At 70.8% G+C, this 18385-nt stretch carries 16 protein-coding genes; 9 read left to right on the forward strand and 7 right to left on the reverse strand.

Translation table 11 applies throughout. From position 1 onward, the window contains the following. Positions 1-9: 9 nt before the first annotated feature. Entirely contained in the window at positions 10-1542 is a 1533-nt protein-coding gene (locus A5688_RS08405) for a DEAD/DEAH box helicase (protein WP_067833179.1), read from the reverse strand. A 281-nt stretch (positions 1543-1823) separates the two neighbouring features. Between A5688_RS08405 and A5688_RS08410 the strand changes: the two genes are divergently transcribed. After that, positions 1824-2543, forward strand: a complete 720-nt coding sequence (locus tag A5688_RS08410) for a ferritin-like fold-containing protein (protein ID WP_067833182.1) — start codon at positions 1824-1826, stop codon at positions 2541-2543. Positions 2544-2616: 73 nt separating this feature from the next. Here the strand turns inward: A5688_RS08410 and A5688_RS08415 are convergent, their stop codons facing one another. Continuing rightward, entirely contained in the window at positions 2617-3336 is a 720-nt protein-coding gene (locus tag A5688_RS08415; protein ID WP_067833298.1) for an MmpS family transport accessory protein, read from the reverse strand. A 222-nt stretch (positions 3337-3558) separates the two neighbouring features. On the opposite strand from A5688_RS08415, the gene A5688_RS08420 reads away from it, so the two are divergent. After that, a complete protein-coding gene (locus tag A5688_RS08420; RefSeq protein ID WP_120312333.1) occupies positions 3559-3828 on the forward strand; it encodes a DUF3107 domain-containing protein in 270 nt (89 codons plus the stop codon). On the opposite strand, the gene A5688_RS08425 is transcribed toward A5688_RS08420, so the two are convergent. Next, positions 3815-4501, reverse strand: a complete 687-nt coding sequence (locus A5688_RS08425; RefSeq protein WP_067833188.1) for a TetR/AcrR family transcriptional regulator — start codon at positions 4499-4501, stop codon at positions 3815-3817. The two genes, A5688_RS08420 and A5688_RS08425, sit on opposite strands and share 14 nt — an antisense overlap. A 92-nt stretch (positions 4502-4593) precedes the next feature. Between A5688_RS08425 and A5688_RS08430 the strand changes: the two genes are divergently transcribed. The 3 genes from A5688_RS08430 (at position 4594) to A5688_RS08440 (ending at position 7978) form a co-directional block, all read left to right on the forward strand. Further along, complete coding sequence (locus tag A5688_RS08430; RefSeq protein WP_067907737.1) at positions 4594-5733, forward strand: DUF3152 domain-containing protein; 1140 nt, start codon at positions 4594-4596, stop codon at positions 5731-5733. A gap of 114 nt (positions 5734-5847) precedes the next feature. Beyond that, entirely contained in the window at positions 5848-7032 is a 1185-nt protein-coding gene (gene moeZ / locus A5688_RS08435; RefSeq protein ID WP_067907691.1) for an adenylyltransferase/sulfurtransferase MoeZ, read from the forward strand. A 91-nt stretch (positions 7033-7123) separates the two neighbouring features. Next, complete coding sequence (locus A5688_RS08440; protein WP_067833195.1) at positions 7124-7978, forward strand: TIGR02569 family protein; 855 nt, start codon at positions 7124-7126, stop codon at positions 7976-7978. 66 nt (positions 7979-8044) lie between these two features. Here the strand turns inward: A5688_RS08440 and A5688_RS08445 are convergent, their stop codons facing one another. The 3 genes from A5688_RS08445 to A5688_RS08455 are packed head-to-tail and all read right to left on the reverse strand — an operon-like array spanning position 8045 to position 9378. Further along, entirely contained in the window at positions 8045-8341 is a 297-nt protein-coding gene (locus A5688_RS08445) for an MGMT family protein (protein ID WP_067833199.1), read from the reverse strand. A 2-nt stretch (positions 8342-8343) separates the two neighbouring features. Further along, entirely contained in the window at positions 8344-9129 is a 786-nt protein-coding gene (locus A5688_RS08450; RefSeq protein WP_067907694.1) for an alpha/beta fold hydrolase, read from the reverse strand. A 45-nt stretch (positions 9130-9174) separates the two neighbouring features. Next, the gene (locus A5688_RS08455; RefSeq protein ID WP_067833205.1) at positions 9175-9378 is read right to left on the reverse strand and encodes a hypothetical protein; all 204 of its coding nucleotides are present in this window, start codon (positions 9376-9378) and stop codon (positions 9175-9177) included. A gap of 106 nt (positions 9379-9484) precedes the next feature. Between A5688_RS08455 and A5688_RS08460 the strand changes: the two genes are divergently transcribed. The 4 genes from A5688_RS08460 to nudC all read left to right on the forward strand — a co-directional run bounded on the left by A5688_RS08460 (position 9485) and on the right by nudC (position 18036). Then, a complete protein-coding gene (locus A5688_RS08460) occupies positions 9485-12622 on the forward strand; it encodes an ATP-dependent helicase (protein ID WP_067907697.1) in 3138 nt (1045 codons plus the stop codon). Next, complete coding sequence (locus A5688_RS08465) at positions 12619-15939, forward strand: ATP-dependent helicase (protein WP_067907701.1); 3321 nt, start codon at positions 12619-12621, stop codon at positions 15937-15939. The genes A5688_RS08460 and A5688_RS08465 overlap by 4 nt, the downstream gene beginning before the upstream one ends. 94 nt (positions 15940-16033) lie before the next feature. After that, positions 16034-17104, forward strand: a complete 1071-nt coding sequence (locus tag A5688_RS08470; protein ID WP_067833213.1) for a potassium channel family protein — start codon at positions 16034-16036, stop codon at positions 17102-17104. Next, positions 17104-18036 (forward strand): NAD(+) diphosphatase, encoded by a 933-nt coding sequence (gene nudC, locus A5688_RS08475; RefSeq protein ID WP_067907704.1) that lies wholly within the window; start codon positions 17104-17106, stop codon positions 18034-18036. The genes A5688_RS08470 and nudC overlap by 1 nt, the downstream gene beginning before the upstream one ends. Positions 18037-18044: 8 nt before the next feature. Here nudC and mrx1 read toward each other — a convergent pair whose 3' ends face one another. Continuing rightward, entirely contained in the window at positions 18045-18299 is a 255-nt protein-coding gene (gene mrx1 / locus A5688_RS08480; protein WP_067833219.1) for a mycoredoxin Mrx1, read from the reverse strand. Positions 18300-18385 lie beyond the last annotated feature (86 nt).

Raw genomic sequence — 18385 nt, forward strand, 5'->3', positions numbered from 1 at the left:
CGCGGGCCTTTAGTTGCTCTGCGGGGCGGCCGCCGTGGCGGCTTGCCCTTCCGCCGGCTTGCGGCGCCGACGGCGGCGCCGGGTGGAGCCGGCGTTGCCCGGGGGCGAGGCGGCCGGCGTTTCCGCGGCGGCCTCGCCGTTGCTGCCCGCGTTCCCGTTGTTCGACGGGTGCGCGGTGACCGGCTGGCCGCCACGGGTGCGCCGGCGGGTGCCCGAGCGGCGCGCGGGCTTCTCCGACTTCTGCTCCGGCTTCCCGCCGTCGCGGTCGCCGGTGCGGCGCTGACCCTGCGGCTTACGGGCCGTGCCCACGGTGCCGGCGGCCTCGGCCGGGATGTCCAGCTCGGCGTAGAGGTGCGGAGAGTTGGAGTAGGTCTCGGCCGGATCGGGGGACTCCAGGCCGAGCGCCTTGTCGATCATCGACCAACGGGGCAGCTCGTCCCAGTCCACCAAAGTGACGGCGATGCCGGTCTTGCCCGCGCGGCCCGTGCGGCCGATGCGGTGCACGTAGGCCTGTTCGTCCTCGGGGATCTGGTAGTTGATGACGTGGGTGATGTCGTCGATGTCGATACCGCGGGCGGCCACATCGGTCGCGACCAGCACGTCGATGTCACCGGTCCGGAAGGCTTTCAGCGCCTTCTCCCGGGCGATCTGGCCGAGGTCGCCGTGCACCGCGCCGACCTTGAAACCGCGCTCGGCCAGCTCATCGGCCACCTTCTGCGCGGTGCGCTTGGTGCGGGTGAAGATCATCGTGGCGCCGCGGCTTTCGGCCTGCAGAATCCGGCTCACCATCTCCACCTTGTCCAGGGCGTGCGCCCGGTAGACGTACTGCACGGTGGTGTCGTGGGTGGCCGCCGAGTGCGGCGCTTCCGCCCGGATGTGGGTGGGCTGGTTCATGAAGGTGCGGGCCAGCGTGATGATCGGGTCCGGCATGGTCGCCGAGAACAGCATGGACTGCCGGTCGGTCGGGATTTGGCGCAGGATGCGCTCGATGTCGGGCAGGAAGCCCAGGTCGAGCATCTCGTCGGCCTCGTCGAGCACCAGCACCGACAGCCCGCCCAGTTGCAGGTGGTTCTGTTGGCTCAGGTCGAGCAGCCGTCCCGGCGTGCCCACCACGACGTCGGCGCCGGCGCGCAGCGCCTCGATCTGCGGTTCGTAGGGGCGCCCGCCGTAGATGGGGACCACCGACAGCGGCCGGTCGTCTTCGGCGGTCAGGTGCTTGGCCGCCAGCGTCAGGTCACCGGTGACCTGTAGGCACAGCTCGCGGGTGGGCACCACGATCAGGGCCCGCGGGGTGCCGTTGAGCGGCCGCGCGGCGGTGCCGGCGGTGATGCGCTGCAGCAGCGGCACGCCGAAGGCGAAGGTCTTGCCCATACCGGTGCGGGCCTGGCCGATCAGATCGTCGCCGGCCAGCGCCATCGGCAGGGTCAATTCCTGGATGGCAAAAGGGCTTTCGATTCCCTTTTCGGCAAGTGCGCGCACGATTTCGTCGCGAACGCCGAGTTGGGCAAAGGTCAGTTCAGTTGTCTTGGTGAGTGTGGTCATGCGTGGGTAGATAGCCTCTCGGTGACGTATCGGTTGGTGTCGGTATTTCTCTGTCGCGGTCACGCGCGCACGAGTTCCGACTCCGAATACGTCGCCGAGTCGCCGGCCCTGGCCCAGTCTGGGAGGGCCCCAGTCAGGGCGGGCCAGCTGTGCACGCACATTTCGCCGATAGCGGCTTGAAAAAACAATTACGGCATAAATACAGCCGCCATCTACCTACATGATAGCTGGTCGACAGCTGGCTCCCATTTCGCGCTAAGTCAGCCGACTACAGTGTTGCCATGACCCGGCCCTCCTGCGAGCCCTCCCAAGCCGACCCGGAAGCCGACCCCATCGGCGATTCGCCCGCCCCGCGGCTGTCGGCTGATCACCCGGGCGTCAACGAGTTGTTCGCGGTCCTGGCCTACGGCGAGATCGCCGCGTTCTACCGGCTCACCGACGAGGCGCGGATGGCCCCCGACCTGCGCGGACGGATATCGATGGCGAGCATGGCCGCCGCCGAGATGCAGCACTACGAGCGGCTGCGCGACGCGTTGGAAGGCCGCGGCGTCGACGTGGTGCCGGCGATGTCCAAGTACGTCTCGGCGCTGGAGAACTACCACCGGCTGACGATGCCCAGCACGTGGCTGGAGGCTCTGGTGAAGACCTATGTGGGCGACGCCCTGGCGGCCGATCTGTACCTGGAGATCGCGGACCGGCTGCCCGACGAGGTCGCCGATGTGGTGCGCGCGGCGCTGGCGGAAACCGGGCACTCGCAGTTCGTCGTCGCCGAGGTGCGCGCCGCGGTGACGTCCAGCGGCAAGCAGCGCAGCCGGCTGGCGTTGTGGTCACGCCGCCTGTTCGGCGAAGCGATCACCCAGGCCCAGTACCTGCTGGCCGACCACGACGAGCTCGTCGACCTGGTGATGGCGGGCGCCGGCGGGCTGGGTCAGCTCAACGCGTTCTTCGACCGCATGCAGCAGACGCACGACCGGCGCATGCACGAACTGGGCCTGAGCTGATCCTCAGCCGTTAGGGCTCAGCCGTGATCGCAAGCGCGGCGCAGCCGGGCGCAGCGGGTCGCGGCCATAAGACTCAGCGTGCGCAGGTCGCCATGTTCGAGTTGTTCCCCGACGCGATCACCCGCTGACCGGCGGCGTTGAAGATCGAGCAGCTGAGCTGACCGTAGAAGCTGGTCGCGACGACCGATTCGGTCTGCACGCCCGGGTTCAGCACCACCACCTTCGACCACGGCAGCGACACGTTGAACTCGGTCTGCGGCACGCCCCGCGCATCGGTGTAGACGACGTTCACCAGGTCCAGCAGCTGCTTGGTCCCGTTCACGCTGTAGACGACGGTGCGCGGGTTGAGCGCGGCCGTCGGCGGTGCCGCGGCGAGCGGCGGGGCGACGGTGGGGGCGGCCACCGCCGGCGGTGCGATGGGCGCGGCGCTGGGTGTGGTGACCGTGGTGAAGGTCTCGGCCGGCAACTGGGAGGGGCCGGGGGAGGCGCTGGGCGGCACGGACGCCTTGGTGGTCGCGGGCGCCGAGGTTACCGGGTGCGGGACCGGCGCACCCAGCGTGGCCTTGGTCGACGCGCTGTCGCCGCTGTTGATGACGACGGCGGTGGCGATAGCGCCCAGGGCCACCACCGCGCCCACGATCGCCGTGGCGGGACGCCAGCGCGAGTCGGTCGGCCAGCCCGTCCAGTTGTAGTCGGCGTTCAGGTAGGGATCGGTATCGCAGGCGTCGTCGACGTCGTCGTCGTCGGGGTAAGCCCGGATCCTGTCGTCGAGGTGCGGCAGTGTGGTACCCATGGTGCCGAAGTTAGCCATGTGAAAGCACAGATCGGCTATCGCGCGGGTGTGTGAGACAACCTGCAAGCGAATCGTTATCGGGCTGCGACCGTGGTCCCGCTTTCGCTGACCGCGAAGTGTGGGGCTGTCGGCGGTGGTGATCAGCCGCGTCCACTAGCCTCTGCTGACAGGGCTGGGACTCAACGCCTGCGGAAGACGTCAATACCCATGGAAGGGGTGACCGTGGAGGTCAAGATCGGTATCACGGATAGTCCGCGCGAGCTGGTCCTCGCCAGCGCCCAGACACCCGCCGAAGTCGAGGAATTGGTCAGCGCCGCGCTGAGCGACGGGTCGGGCCTGCTCCGGTTGAGTGATGAACGGGGCCGTCGCTTCCTGATTCACACCAGCAAGATCGCCTACGTCGAGATCGGTGTCGCCGACGCGCGCCGGGTGGGCTTCGGGATCGGCGCCGAAACCGGCAAGCACGCCGGCAAGGGCCTCAAGAGCGAGTAAGCGGCACGTGTGACAGCCCGCCCCAGGCGAACTGGACCGTGCCCTCCACGGCGTCCGCCTTGGAGATCGGGCGATCGGAGTCCAGCCAGTACCTGGCGCAGTCGACGCTGATGCCGACCAGGCCGACCGCGATCATCCGCGCCCGGTGCGGGTCCAGCCCGGAGTCCTCGCTGATCAACGCGAAGACCGCGTCGATGCAGGATTCGGTCGCGACGCGCACCTGGGCGGCCACCTCGGGTTCGGTGACGTAGTCGTTCTCGAAGATCAGCCGATAACCCTGGCTGTCGTGCTCGATGAAATCGAAGAACGCCTGCACCGCGGCATGCAACCGGCGCCGGTTGTCGGTGGTGGTGTTCAGTGCCTGCTGCACGCCCGAGACCAGGTTCTCCACGTGCCGCGCCAGCACCGCCAGGTACAGCTCGAGTTTGCTCGAAAAATGTTGATACAGAACGGGTTTGCTAACCCCGGCGCGATCGGCGATCTCGTCCATGCCGGCCGCGTGGTAGCCGCGGTCGACGAAGACATCGCTGGCCACGATGAGCAATTGGCCGCGCCGCTCGTCGCGGGGCAACCGGTTCCCCCGCCGGTTCGAGACCGCGGCTGCGTCCGCCGGCCGACCGCGGTCACCCGATCTGACGGCGCGCCGCGCCGGCGCTTTGGCGAGTTCGCTCATCGATTCCTCATCTGATTCGTCGCGGCCGGCCGTCGATAACCGGGGCCAGCCGCTCGCAGCCCGTGGCACAGACCTTACTACCCACCGGGTCGATGCGATCGTCATCGCCGTCGTCGCCGCAGGCAGAAGCGGTGTCGGAGGGCCGATTCGGGCGCGCCACGGGAGGCGTGAGTGGCGGGCTGTGTAATCCTGGGGCAATGACGTCCCCGCGGCCCCCGCGCAGCACAGGTCGCGTGCCGGTGTTGCGCGACGAGTGGCGAGAGCCGTTGCGGGCGCTGCGCGACCCCTTGGCGCGGGAGGCCGGACGGGCCCGGGCCGACCGTGAGCGGCCGCGGCAATGGCGCAAACAGACCTGGCTGGGGCGGTTCGTCTCCACCTACGGCTGGCGGGCCTACGCCCTGCCCGTCCTGGTGGTGCTCACCGCGGTGGTCATGTACCAGACGGTGACCGGTACCGGTGCGCCGAAGCCGACCGCCAATCAGCCCATCCAGAGTCCGCCCGCGATCGGCGCGGTGGGCACCACGATCATCGACGCCCCGCCGCGCGGGCTCGCCGCGTTCGACGCCAACCTGCCGGCCGGGACGCTGCCCGACGGCGGGCCGTTCACCGAAGCGGGTGACAAGACGTGGCGCGTCGTGCCGGGCACCACGCCGCAGTTCGGCCAGGGCACCGCGAAGGTGTTCAAATACACCGTCGAGGTGGAGAACGGCATCGACCCGACCATGTTCGGCGGTGACGACGCCTTCGCCCAGATGGTCGACCAGACGCTGGCCAATCCGAAAGGCTGGACGCACAACCCGCAGTTCGCGTTCATCCGGGTAGACGGAGCCGCCGGCGGCAAGCCCGACTTTCGGATCTCGCTGGCGTCGCCGGTGACCGTGCGCGAGGGCTGCGGTTACGAGTTCCGGCTCGAAACCTCCTGCTACAACCCGGTGTTCGGCGCCAACCGCGAGGCGCGGGTCTTCATCAACGAGGCGCGCTGGATACGGGGAGCCGTGCCGTTCGAAGGCGACATCGGCTCCTATCGGCAGTACGTGATCAACCACGAGGTCGGCCACGCCATCGGATACCTGCACCACGAGCCGTGCGAGCAGCAGGGCGCCCTGGCGCCGGTGATGATGCAGCAGACGTTCTCGACGGCGAACAACGATGCGGCGCAGTTCGATCCCGACGTCGTCAAGGCCGACGGCAAGACCTGCCGGTTCAATCCCTGGCCGTACCCGATCGCCTAGCCCGCCGACGCGCGCTGCCGCCCGCGCCGCCGACGCGCGTTGCCGCGTCCCCGGCGGGCTGCTGTGATGGTGGTAGACGCTTTACCGCTAGGCCGACCGAGGAGATGTTTCGCAGTGTCGACGCCGCTGCCGCCCCTGGTGGCACCCGCAGACCACCTGACCGGCGATGAGGTGGCCCGCTACAGCCGCCACCTCATCATTCCGGACCTGGGTGTCGACGGGCAGAAGCGACTCAAGAACGCCCGGGTGCTGGTGATCGGCGCCGGCGGCCTCGGGGCGCCGACGTTGCTCTACCTGGCGGCGGCCGGTGTCGGCACGATCGGCATCGTCGACTTCGACGTGGTCGACGAGTCGAACCTGCAGCGCCAGATCATCCACGGCGTCGCCGACGTCGGACGGTCCAAGGCCCGCTCGGCACGCGACTCGATCGCCGCGATCAACCCGCTGGTCGACGTGCGGCTGCACGAGTTCCGTCTGGACTCCACCAACGCCGTCGAGTTGTTCGGCTGCTACGACCTGATCGTGGACGGCACCGACAACTTCGCCACCCGGTATCTGGTCAACGACGCGGCGGTGCTGGCGAAAAAGCCCTACGTGTGGGGGTCGATCTACCGCTTCGAGGGCCAGGTCTCGGTGTGCTGGGAGGACGCCCCGGACGGTCGCGGACTCAACTACCGGGACCTCTACCCCGAGCCGCCGCCGGCCGGCTCGGTCCCGTCCTGCGCCGAAGGCGGCGTGCTGGGCATCGTCTGCGCCTCCATCGCCTCGGTGATGAGCACCGAAGTGATCAAACTCATCACGGGCATCGGCGACTCGCTGCTGGGCCGGCTGATGATCTACGACGCGCTGGAGATGAGCTACCGCACCATCGCGATCCGCCGGGATCCGTCGGACGCGTCGAGGCCGAAGATCACCGAGCTCGTCGACTACGAGCAGCTGTGTGGCCTGGTGCCCGAGCCCTCCGCGCACGAGGCCACGTGTTCCATAACCCCGCGGGAGTTGCGCGACTGGCTGGATTCCGGCAAGAAGCTGGCCCTGATCGACGTGCGCGAGCCCGTGGAGTTCGACATCGTGCACATCGACGGGGCCCAGCTGATCCCGCAGTCGTCGATCAATTCCGGTGAGGGGCTGACAAAGCTGCCGGCCGACCGCCTGCCGGTGCTGTACTGCAAAACGGGGGTGCGCTCAGCGCAGGCGCTGGAGGTGCTGCGCAAGGCCGGATTCGCCGACGCGGTGCATCTGCAGGGCGGGATCGTGGCCTGGGCGCAGCAGATGCAACCCGACATGGTCATGTACTGACCGAAAACGGCTGTCAGACGGCGACGACCCGCCGCGCGCGGCTTCGCCGCACTTGCGATCGCCGCTTGTTGGACTCGTTTAGAGTACCGGTGTGACAGTCGAGCCACCGCCGGACCATGTGCTGTCGGCGTTTGGCTTGGCCGGCGTGAAACCCGTCTATCTGGGTGCCAGCTGGGAGGGCGGCTGGCGGTGCGGCGAAGTCGTCCTGTCGTTGGTGGCCGACAACGCGCGCGCGGCCTGGTCCGCGCGGGTCCGCGAGACCCTGTTCGTCGACGGCGTTCGGCTGGCCCGCCCGGTCCGTTCCACCGACGGGCGCTACGTCGTTTCCGGGTGGCGGGCAGACACCTTCGTGGCGGGGACCCCGGAGCCCCGCCATGACGAAGTCGTCTCGGCGGCCGTGCGCCTGCACGAGGCGACGGGCAAACTGGAGCGACCCCGCTTTCTGACCCAGGGGCCAACGGCGCCGTGGGGCGACGTCGACATCTTCATCGCCGCCGACCGCGCGGCCTGGGAGGAACGTCCGTTGGCCTCGGTGCCACCCGGCGCCCGGGTGGCCCCTCCGACGGCCGACGCCGAGCGCTCGGTGGAGTTGCTCCACCAGCTCGCCACCCTGCGCAAGCCGACCAAGAGCCCCAACCAGCTGGTCCACGGGGACCTTTACGGCACAGTGCTTTTCGTCGGCACTGCGGCGCCGGGCATCACCGACATCACCCCGTACTGGCGGCCCGCCTCGTGGGCGGCCGGTGTGGTCGTCATCGACGCGCTGTCGTGGGGGGAGGCCGACGACGGGCTCATCGAGCGCTGGAACGCCCTGCCGGAATGGCCGCAGATGTTGTTGCGGGCGTTGATGTTTCGCCTCGCGGTCCACGCCCTGCACCCGCGCTCCACCGCCGAGGCGTTCCCCGGCCTGGCGCGCACCGCGGCGCTGGTCCGGCTGGTGCTCTGACCTGGCCGCGTGACGACCCGCTGCGCCCGGCTCCGCCGCGCTGGCGATCGCCACTAGCGTCGGTCTTCAGAACTCGTAGCGGACTTCGCTCAGCGCGATCCTGCCGTCGGTCGCCAGCACGCCCTCGGCGCGCAACAACTCCAGCTGCCGGGTCGTCAGGTGCCGTGCCGGGCGCCCGGAGGCGGTGATCACCCGGTGCCAGGGCAGGTCCGAGGAGTCGGTCCGCATGATCCAGCCGACGATGCGCGGGCTGGAAAGCCCTGCGACAGTGGCGATGTCGCCGTAGGTGGAAACGCGGCCGGGCGGGATCGCGGCGACCAGCGCACGCACCCGCTCGACCTGCTCGTCGGTCACCGGCGCCATCCTCAGCGCGCTTCCAGCAGTTCGCGGGTCAACGCGGCGACCTCGTCGGGCTTGGCGTAGGGCACCATGTGGTTGCAGTCGAAGTTGCGCAGCCGGAAATTCGCTCCCAATCGCTGCGCCAGGCCGTCGGTCAGCGTGTCGGTGACATACGGCGGCGTGGTCCGCTCGGCGCGCACCAGGACGGTCGGCGTGTTCGCCGGCGGCAGCACGGTGTCGCGGGCCAGCTCGCTCCAGTACGACATCATCGCCGGCAGGCTGACCCGCCAGCCGTAGCGCCCGCTCGGCAGCGTGATCAGATGCTCGGCGATCTCGCCGTCCAGCAGGGCCGGTTCGACATCGGACCACGAGCCGTGCACCTTTTCCATCCGCGCCTCCTCGGCGTCCGGATAGTCGGGCGAGGACAGCATGGCCTCGGCGATCTCGCGCATCCACTCGCCGTCCAATCCGACCGCCGGGTCGAGCAGCAGCAGCCCCGCCACCTGGTCTGTGCGGGCCGCGGCGAGTTGCATCGCCAGCCCGCCGCCGAAGGAGTGGCCCACGATCACCACCGGGGTGTCGGCCTGCTCGTCGAGCAGGGCGCCCAGCGCCGCGACATTGGCGTCGATGGTCCAGGGGGCCGCCCACGAAGACCTGCCGTGGCCGATCAGATCCGGTGCGGCGATGCCGATCCCGGGCAGAAATCCGGACAGATGCTGCCAACGCTGCCCGTGGCCGGTCAGCCCGTGCAACGCCAGGATCCGAGCCGGACCGGACGGGCCGTAGCGGTGCACATGCAGCTTCGCGGTCACCCGTCGATGGTGCCAGCCGCCGCCACCGGGGGCCGCGGGTGGCCCTCAGCCACCCTCGTCCCAATCGTCCTCGGTGGAGACGACGTAGGCCTGCTCGATCACATCGGCCTCGTTGGCCTCACGGTCCCCCGCGGCGAGGTACTCGGCGTCCAGGCCGGTCTCGTCGTCGGAATCGGCGGGCCGCAGTTGCTCCGCCGCGTCGCCTTCAGGCGCCTCGTCGATGGGAAAGCCGCGTTCGTCGTCCGTCATCTCGAACCCTCCTCACCATTCTTCGGGCCGCTCCGATGTCCAGGGTAAGAGCAGGCGTCCGCGCCGGCAGTGCGAACTTGTCACACCCTGGTGATTGCATGCAGCCATGCCACACACCTGGGACGCCGAAGCGGGTGCTCTGCTGGCGCCCGGCGCACGCGGGGTCGTTCGCGTCCTCGGGGGGCCCGGCACCGGCAAGAGCAGCCTGCTGATCGATGCCGCGGTCGCTCAGATCGACGCGGGGGTCAACCCGGAATCGGTTCTGCTGCTTACCGGTTCCGGCCGAATGGGGATGGCCGAACGCGGCGCCCTGACGACGGCGTTGCTGCGTTCGCGCTCCACCGACACGGGCCGGGCCGCCGTGAGCGAGCCGCTGGTGCGGACCGTGCACGGGTACGCCTACGCGGTGTTGCGCCGCGCCGCCGAGCGCGCCGGCGAGGCGCCCCCGCGGCTGGTCACCAGTGCCGAACAGGACGCCATCATCCGGGAACTGCTGGCCGGAGACCTCGAAGACGGCCCGCGCGCCGCGACGGCGTGGCCGGACCAGCTACGGCCGGCGCTGAGCACCGCGGGTTTCGCCGCCGAGCTTCGAAACCTGTTGGCCCGCTGCGCCGAACGCGGTGTGGATCCTCAGGAACTGGAGCGGCTGGGCCGTCGTTGCCGCCGGCCGGAATGGACCGCCGCCGGTCAATTCGCCCGCCAGTACGAGCAGGTGATGCTGCTGCGGGCGGCGGTGGGCACGGCCGCGCCGGAGGCCACCACGCCCGCGCTGGGCGCCGCCGAATTGGTGGGTGCCGCACTGGAGGCGTTCGCCGTCGACCCCGAACTGCTGTCCGCCGAACGCGGCCGGATCCGCGTCCTGTTGATCGACGACGCCCAGCAGCTCGACCCGCAGGCGGCGCGGCTGGTTCGGGTGCTCGCGGCGGGCGCCGAGCTGGCGCTGATCGCCGGGGATCCCAACCAGGCGGTGTTCGGCTTCCGCGGCGGCGAATCCGCGGGGCTGCTCGGCGGCGACACGGCGTCGGTGACGTTGACGACGTCACACCGCTGCGCCCCGGCCGTGGCGCGCGCGGTCAGCGGCATCGCCGGCCGGTTGCCCGGCGGCAGCGGCGGCCGGCGGATCGACGGGGCCGGCGAGGGCGAGGGATCGGTCACGGTGCGTCTCGCCGCGTCGGCGCACGCCGAGGCGGCGACGATCGCCGATGCGCTGCGGCGCGCACACCTGGTCGACGGTGTGCCCTGGTCGCAGATGGCGGTCATCGTCCGGTCGGTGCCGCGGGCCGGTGCGCGATTGCCGCGCGCATTGGCCGCCGCCGGGGTGCCGGTGGCCGCGCCCGCGATGCCCGGGCCGCTGTCTCAGGAGCCGGCGGCGCGGGCGTTGCTCACCGTGCTGCTGGCCACCGCCGACGGGCTCGACGGACAGCAGGCGCTGGCGTTGGTGACCGGCCCCATCGGTCGCGTCGATCCCGTTTCGCTGCGCCAGCTGCGCCGAACCCTGCAGCGCGCCAACCCCGATCGCGCGTCGGCAGATGTCGCCGAACTGTTGCGCGAGGCGCTGTCCGCGGACACGCTTCCCGCGGGCCCGCAGTTCGCCCCGCTGCGCAAGGTCCGCGCGGTGCTGGACGCGGCCGCGCGCTCGCACCGCGCCGGTGACGACCCGCGCTACACCCTGTGGGCCGCCTGGCACCGGTCCGGCTTGCAGCGCCGCTGGCTGTCGGTGAGCGAACGCGGCGGCCCCGCCGCGGCCCAGGCCGCCCGGGACCTCGAGTCGGTGACCGCGTTGTTCGACATCACCGACGACTATGTGTCGCGCACCTCGGGTGCGTCGTTGCGCGGCCTGGTCGAGCACATCGCCGCGCTGGCGCTGCCGGGTGTCACCCCGGACCCGGTCGCAGCGGCCGAGCAGGTCAGGGTGCTCAGCGCGCACGCCGCGCTGGGGCACGAATGGGATTTCGTGGTCATCGCCGGATTGCAGGATGGGTTGTGGCCCAACACTGTTCCGCGTGGCGGCGTGCTCGGTACCCAGCGGCTGCTGGATGTGCTGGACGGGGTCGGCGCGGACGTCTCGGCGCGGGCGCCGCTGCTGGCCGAGGAGCGCAGGCTGCTGGTGGCCGCGATGGGCCGGGCCCGGCGCCGGTTGCTGGTGACGGCCGTCGACAGCGACACCGGTGGGACCGGGGGCGAGGCCGCGCTGCCGTCGGCGTTCTTCGCCGAGATCGCGCAGTGGGCGGACGACGACGCCGACATCGCCGGCGCACCACCGGTCTCGGCGCCACGGGTGTTGTCCGCGGCCGCGCTGGTGGGCCGGCTGCGGGGTGTGGTGTGCGCACCCGACGGGGCGGTCGACGAGCACGCCCGCGACTGCGCGGCAACGCAATTGGCCCGGCTGGCCAAAGCCGGCGTGCCGGGCGCCGACCCCGCCGGGTGGCACGGCCTGACCCCGATCAGCACCAGCGAACCGTTGCGGGACAGCGGCGATGCCGTCACCCTGACGCCGTCCACCATGCAGACCCTCAACGACTGCCCGCTGCGCTGGCTGGCCGAACGGCACGGCGGATCCAATCCGCGCGACGTGCGCTCGACGATCGGGTCGGTGGTGCACGCCCTGATCGCCGAACCGCACAAGAGCGAATCGGAACTGCTGGCCGAGCTGGAACGCGCCTGGGAGCAGCTGCCCTTTGCGGCGCAATGGCATTCGGACAACGAGCTGGCCCGCCACCGCGCCATGCTGGAGGCGTTCTTCGAGTGGCGGTCGCAGACCCGGGGCGCGCTGACCGAGGTCGGCGTCGAGGTCGAGATCGAGGGGACCGTGGCAACCGGAGACGGCGGCGAGGTGCGGCTGCGCGGGCGGGTCGACCGCCTGGAGCGCGACGCCGCCGGCCGGCTGGTGATCGTCGACATCAAAACCGGCAAGACGCCGGTCAGCAAGGACGACGCCCAACAACACGCCCAGCTGGCGATGTATCAGCTGGCGGTGGCCGCGGGCCTGGTCGGCAACGGGACCGACAATCTGGAGCCCGGCGGTGCGCGGCTGGTGTACCTGGGCAAGGCCGGGGCGTCCGGAGTGGCCGAACGCGAACAGGATCCGCTGACCGCGGCTGCCGGCGACGAATGGCGAGAGGTCATCGCGCGAGCGGCCGACGCGACGTCCGGCCCGCGATTCATCGCGCGGCGCAACGCCGGCTGTTCGCACTGTCCCATCCGGCCGTCCTGCCCGGCCCACGTCGACGGGCCGCAGCGATGACCCCGCCGCCGCGCTACAGCCCCGCCGAATTGGCCGGCGCGCTGGGGCTTTTCCCGCCAACCGATGAGCAGGCCGCGGTCATCGCCGCGCCGCCGGGGCCGCTGGTGGTCATCGCCGGCGCCGGTGCCGGCAAGACCGAAACCATGGCCGCGCGGGTGGTGTGGCTGATCGCCAACGGTTACGCCGAGCCCGGTCAGGTGCTGGGATTGACGTTCACCCGCAAGGCCGCCGGCCAGCTGCTGCGCCGGGTCCGGTCCCGACTGGCCCGGCTGGCCGGTGTCGGTTTGGGCGTACCGAGCGCCGGCGGTGACGCGGCCGTCGACATCGAGGGCGCGCCGACGGTCAGCACCTACCACGCCTTCGCGGGCTCGCTGTTGCGCGACTACGGGCTGTTGCTGCCCGTCGAGCCCGATACGCGGCTGCTCAGCGAAACCGAGTTGTGGCAGCTGGCTTTCGACGTGGTCAACGAATATCCGGGGGAATTGCGGACCGACAAGACGCCGGCGGCCGTCACCTCGATGGTGCTGCGGCTGTGGGGGCAACTCGCCGAGCACCTGGTGGACACCGGCCAGCTGCGCGACACCCACCTGGAACTGGAGCGGCTGATCCACTCGCTGCCCGCGGGGCCCTATCAACGGGACCGCGGCCCCAGCCAATGGCTGCTGCGGCTGCTGACCACCCAGACCGAGCGCGCGGAATTGGTGCCACTGCTCGACGCCCTGAACGACCGCATGCGCACCGCGAAGGTGATGGACTTCGGGATGCAGATGGCCTCGGCGGCCAGGCTGGCCGCGGCGTTCCCGCAAGTCGGCGAGGACCTGCGCGGCCGCTACCGGGTGGTACTGCTCGACGAATATCAGGACACCGGTCACGCCCAACGCATCGCGCTCTCAGCGCTATTCGGCGCTGGGGTCGACGACGGGCTGGCGCTCACCGCCGTCGGCGACCCCATTCAGTCGATCTACGGCTGGCGGGGCGCTTCGGCGACCAACCTCCCCCGATTCACCACCGACTTCCCCCGATCCGACGGCACCCCGGCCCCGATGTGCGAGTTGCGGACCAGCTGGCGCAACCCGCCGCGGACCCTGCGGGTGGCCAACGCGGTATCGGCGGAGGCGCGGCGGCGGTCGGTGGCCGTGCACGCGCTGCGCCCGCGCCCGGATGCCCCGCCCGGCACCGTCCGCTGCGCCTTGCTGCCCGACGTCACGGCCGAGCGCGAGTGGATCGCCGGCCACCTCGAGGCGCAGTATCAGCGGGCCCGCGACGAGGGCGTCAACCCGCCGACGGCTGCGGTGTTGGTGCGCCGCAACGCCGATGCCGCGCCCATCGCCGACGCGCTACGCGCCCGCGGAATCCCCGTCGAGGTCGTCGGGCTGGCCGGGCTGCTGGCCATTCCGGAGGTCGCCGAGGTGGTGGCCATGCTGCGGCTGGTCGCCGATCCGACGGCCGGTCCGGCGGCGATGCGGGTGCTCACCGGCTCCCGCTGGCGCCTCGGTGCCCGCGACCTCGCGGCGCTGTGGCGGCGTGCGCGTGCGCTCGGCGGGGCCGTGCAGTCCGCCGAGTCGGCCTCGCCCGAGTCGATCGCGAGTGCGGCCGGCCCCGACGCCGACGCGGTGTGCCTGGCCGACGCGATCGCCGATCCCGGTGCGGCCGAGGCATATTCGGCCGCCGGATATCAGCGCATCACCGCCCTGGCCGCCGAACTGCGCGCGCTGCGCGCCCACCTGGGCCATCCGCTCCCGGATCTGGTCGCCGAGGTGCGCCGCGTGCTGGGCATCGACTGCGAAGTCCGGGCCGCGGCGGGGGTCGGGGCCGGCTGGGCCGGCACCGAGCACCTGGATGCGTTCGCCGACGTCGTCGCCGACTACGCCGAACGCACCGACGACGCCGCAACCGGGCCGGCGGACGCATCGGCGTCCACGTCGGTGACCGGACTGCTGGCATTCCTGGACGTCGCCGAGTCGGTCGAGAACGGTTTGGCGCCGGCACCATTGGCGGTCGCCCGCGACCGCGTCCAGGTGCTCACCGTGCACTCCGCGAAGGGGCTGGAGTGGCAGGTCGTCGCTGTGGCCCACCTGTCCGGCGGTACCTTCCCCTCGACGGCATCGAAGAGCACCTGGCTCACCGACGCCGCGGAACTGCCGCCGCTGTTGCGCGGCGACCGCGCGGCCAAGGGCGCGCTGGGCATCCCGGTCATGGATACCTCGGACGTCACCAACCGAAAGCAGCTGTCGGACAAGATCTCCGAGCATCGCCGCCAGCTCGAGCAGCGGCGCATCGACGAGGAGCGACGATTGCTGTATGTGGCCATCACCCGGGCCGAGGACACCCTGCTGGTGTCCGGGCACCACTGGGGGGCCACCGGCATCAAGCCGCGCGGCCCGTCGGACTTCCTATGCGAAATCAAGGCCGTTATCGACGATTCGGCGGCGGCCGGCGATCCCTGCGGGTCGGTGGAGCATTGGGCGCCGCCGCCCGCCGACGGCGAACGAAACCCGCTACGCGACGACGTCATCGAAGCGATATGGCCGCCCGATCCGTTGGCGGCGCGGCGCGACGACGTCGAGCGTGGCGCCGCGCTGGTGACCCAGGCGTTGCGCACCGGCGCGCCCGACGTGGGCGCGGACGTGGACGGCTGGGCCGCCGACGTGGACGCGCTGCTGGCCGAGCGTGCCCGGGCGGTGCAGCCGCCGCCGCGCGTCCTGCCCGGCCAGTTGTCGGTCAGCTCGCTGGTCGGCTTGGCGCGTGACCCGGCGGGCACGGCGCAGCGGCTGCGGCATCGGCTGCCGTCCCGGCCGGAGCCGCATGCGTTGCTGGGCAATGCCTTTCACGCATGGGTGCAGAAATTCTACGGCGCCGAGTGTTTGTTCGATCTCGGCGATCTGCCGGGCGCGGCGGATTCCGACGTCGGCGACAGCGCGGAATTGGCCGCGTTGCAGCATGCCTTCACCGAATCACCCTGGGCCGCACGCACTCCCGTCGCCGTCGAGGTGCCGTTCGAAATGCCGATCGGCGACACCCTGGTGCGCGGGCGCATCGACGCGGTCTTCGCCGACCCCGATGGTGGCGCCACGGTCGTCGACTGGAAGACCGGTGAGCCCCCACGCGGGCCGGATGCGATGCGGCAGGCCGCCGTCCAGCTCGCCGTGTACCGCTCGGCGTGGGCGGCGTTGGCCGGCATCCCGGAATCCTCGGTGCGCACCGCCTTCCATTACGTGGGTGCTCGCACCACCGTGATCCCCGACGACTTGCCGAGCGAGGCCGAGGTCGCGGGCCTGCTGATGGATCCGGACGGTTCCCGCCTTGTCCGGATGTGACCTGCGCCGCCCGAGTATTGAGGAGGCTGTGGCCGTGGTTACATAAGACGCGTGCGTGTCTCGTGCGCAGAAGTCAAGCCGGTGACGGACCGCCGTGGGCAACGGTAGGTCCCGGAAGCTGAGCGGTCTGGACGAAACCCTGACTGCTCAGCGCGGTCACCAGCTGATCGGCGTGGTGCGCATCCCCGAAGAGCATGCGAGTCCCATCCGCGTCATCACCCGCCGCCTGGCCATCGCGCTGGTGGTGCTGTTCGCCGCGGCCGTGATCGTCTACCTGGACCGCACCGGTTACCGCGACGTGCGGGGCGAGCCGCTGACCTTCCTGGACTGCCTCTACTTCTCCGCGGTGTCCCTGTCGACGACCGGCTACGGCGACATCACGCCGTACACCGAAACCGCGCGCCTGGTTCACACCCTGATCTTCACCGCGCTGCGGATCGCGTTCCTGGCCGTGTTGGTCGGCACCACGCTCGAGGTGCTCTCCGAGCGGTCCCGGCAAGGGTGGAAGATTCAGCGTTGGAGGAGCAGAGTGCGCAACCACACCATCGTGATCGGCTACGGCACCAAGGGGAAAACGGCGGTCGCCGCCATCCTCGGTGACGAGGACGCCCAGGGCGAGGTCGTCGTCGTCGACACCGATCGCAGCACCCTCGAGCACGCCGAAAGCGCCGGCCTGGTCACGCTGCACGGCGACGCGACCAAAGCCGATGTGCTGCGGCTGGCCGGCGCCCAGCACGCCGCCTCCATCATCGTGGCCACCAGCCGGGACGACACCGCCGTGCTGGTGACGTTGACGGCGCGCGAGCTCGCGCCCCACGCCAAGATCGTCGCCTCGATCCGGGAGACCGAGAACCAGCACCTGCTGCAGCAGTCGGGTGCGGACTCGGTGGTGGTCTCCTCGGCCACCGCCGGCCGGCTCCTGGGGCTGGCCACCACCACGCCCAGCGTCGTGGAGATGATCGAGGATCTGCTGACTCCCGACGTCGGGCTGGCCATCGCCGAGCGTGAAGTGGAGCAGGCCGAGGTCGGCGGATCGCCGCGGCACCTACGGGACATCGTGCTCGGTGTGGTGCGCGACGGCCACCTGCTGCGCATCGGTGCGCCGGAAGTGGATGCCATCGAGGCCAACGACCGGCTGCTCTACATCCGAAACGCCGACCACTGATGGCGATCGCGGACTTTCAGCTGCGCAGCGTCCCGCTGTTGTCCCGCGTGGGCGCCGACCGCGCCGATCAGCTGCGCACCGACGTCGAGGCGGCCACCGCGGGCTGGGCGGATGCGGCGCTGCTGCGGGTGGATTCGCGCAATCAGGTGTTGGCCGCCAACGGCCGGGTGGTGCTCGGCGCCGCCGCCGACGTGGCCGACAAGCCGCCGTCGGATGCGGTGTTTCTGGGGCGCCTGGAGGACGGCCGCCACGTGTGGGGCATCCGCGGCGGGCTGCAGGCTCCGGACGATCCCGATGCGCGCGCCGAGGTGGTGAACCTGCGCAGTCTCGGGCCGATCTTCGACGACATCAGCAGCCAGCTGGTGTCCGCGGCCGTCGCGCTGCTGAATTGGCATGAGAGGGCCCGCTTCAGCTCGGTGGACGGTTCGCCGACGCGTCCGGCCCGGGCGGGCTGGTCGCGCGTCAACCCGGTGACGGGGCACGAGGAGTTTCCGCGTATCGACCCGGCGGTGATCTGCCTGGTGCACGACGGCGGCGACCGCGCGGTGCTGGCCCGCCAGGCGGTGTGGCCCGAGCGGATGTTCTCGCTACTCGCCGGATTCGTCGAGGCGGGTGAATCTTTCGAGGTGTGCGTCGCCCGGGAGATCCGTGAGGAGATCGGGCTGACCGTCCGCGACGTGCGATATCTGGGCAGTCAGCCGTGGCCGTTCCCGCGCTCGCTGATGGTCGGCTTTCATGCCGTCGGCGACCCGGCCGAGGAATTCTCGTTCAACGACGGCGAGATCGCCGAGGCGGCCTGGTTCACCCGCGACGAGGTGCGAGCGGCGCTGGCCGCGGGGGACTGGTCGAGCGCGTCGGAGGCGAGTCTCCTGCTGCCCGGGTCGATCTCGATCGCCCGCGTGATCATCGAATCCTGGGCCGCGATCGACTGACGGGGCGCTTAGTTGCCGGCCTCGGCAAGCTTCGCCTTCACCTGCGCCGCGCTCGGGTTGGTCAGCGTCGACCCGTCGGCGAACTTCACCGTCGGAACCGTCCTGTTGCCGCCGTTGACTGAGCTGACGAAATCCGCGGCCGCCGCGTCGTGCTCGATGTCGACGGCCTGGTAGGGAATTCCGTTGGACTTGAGCACCGTCATCAGCCGGTGGCAGTAACCACACCATGAGGTCGTGTAGACGGTGAGCGGGGCAGAGGTCATAGCCCGTAAACGTAGCCCGGCGACGATGCATTCCGCGAAGCGGGATGCGGAGGAGCGGGCCCTGGGGTGAGCCCGGCGACGATGCA

Origin of the sequence: Mycobacterium mantenii (assembly GCF_001667865.1) — a bacterium.
In the GTDB taxonomy this organism is placed as follows: domain Bacteria; phylum Actinomycetota; class Actinomycetes; order Mycobacteriales; family Mycobacteriaceae; genus Mycobacterium; species Mycobacterium mantenii_A.

Excerpts from the sequence above, each read along its gene's own strand:
- A5688_RS08425 (WP_067833188.1), bottom strand. The coding sequence starts at position 4,501 with ATGAGCGAACTCGCCAAAGCGCCGGCGCGGCGCGCCGTCAGATCGGGT.
- nudC (WP_067907704.1), top strand. The coding sequence starts at position 17,104 with ATGGCGATCGCGGACTTTCAGCTGCGCAGCGTCCCGCTGTTGTCCCGC.
- mrx1 (WP_067833219.1), bottom strand. The coding sequence starts at position 18,299 with ATGACCTCTGCCCCGCTCACCGTCTACACGACCTCATGGTGTGGTTAC.
- A5688_RS08460 (WP_067907697.1), top strand. The coding sequence starts at position 9,485 with ATGCCACACACCTGGGACGCCGAAGCGGGTGCTCTGCTGGCGCCCGGC.
- A5688_RS08445 (WP_067833199.1), bottom strand. The coding sequence starts at position 8,341 with ATGGCGCCGGTGACCGACGAGCAGGTCGAGCGGGTGCGTGCGCTGGTC.
- A5688_RS08405 (WP_067833179.1), bottom strand. The coding sequence starts at position 1,542 with ATGACCACACTCACCAAGACAACTGAACTGACCTTTGCCCAACTCGGC.
- A5688_RS08465 (WP_067907701.1), top strand. The coding sequence starts at position 12,619 with ATGACCCCGCCGCCGCGCTACAGCCCCGCCGAATTGGCCGGCGCGCTG.
- A5688_RS08430 (WP_067907737.1), top strand. The coding sequence starts at position 4,594 with ATGCGATCGTCATCGCCGTCGTCGCCGCAGGCAGAAGCGGTGTCGGAG.
- A5688_RS08415 (WP_067833298.1), bottom strand. The coding sequence starts at position 3,336 with ATGGGTACCACACTGCCGCACCTCGACGACAGGATCCGGGCTTACCCC.
- A5688_RS08455 (WP_067833205.1), bottom strand. The coding sequence starts at position 9,378 with ATGACGGACGACGAACGCGGCTTTCCCATCGACGAGGCGCCTGAAGGC.
- A5688_RS08410 (WP_067833182.1), top strand. The coding sequence starts at position 1,824 with ATGACCCGGCCCTCCTGCGAGCCCTCCCAAGCCGACCCGGAAGCCGAC.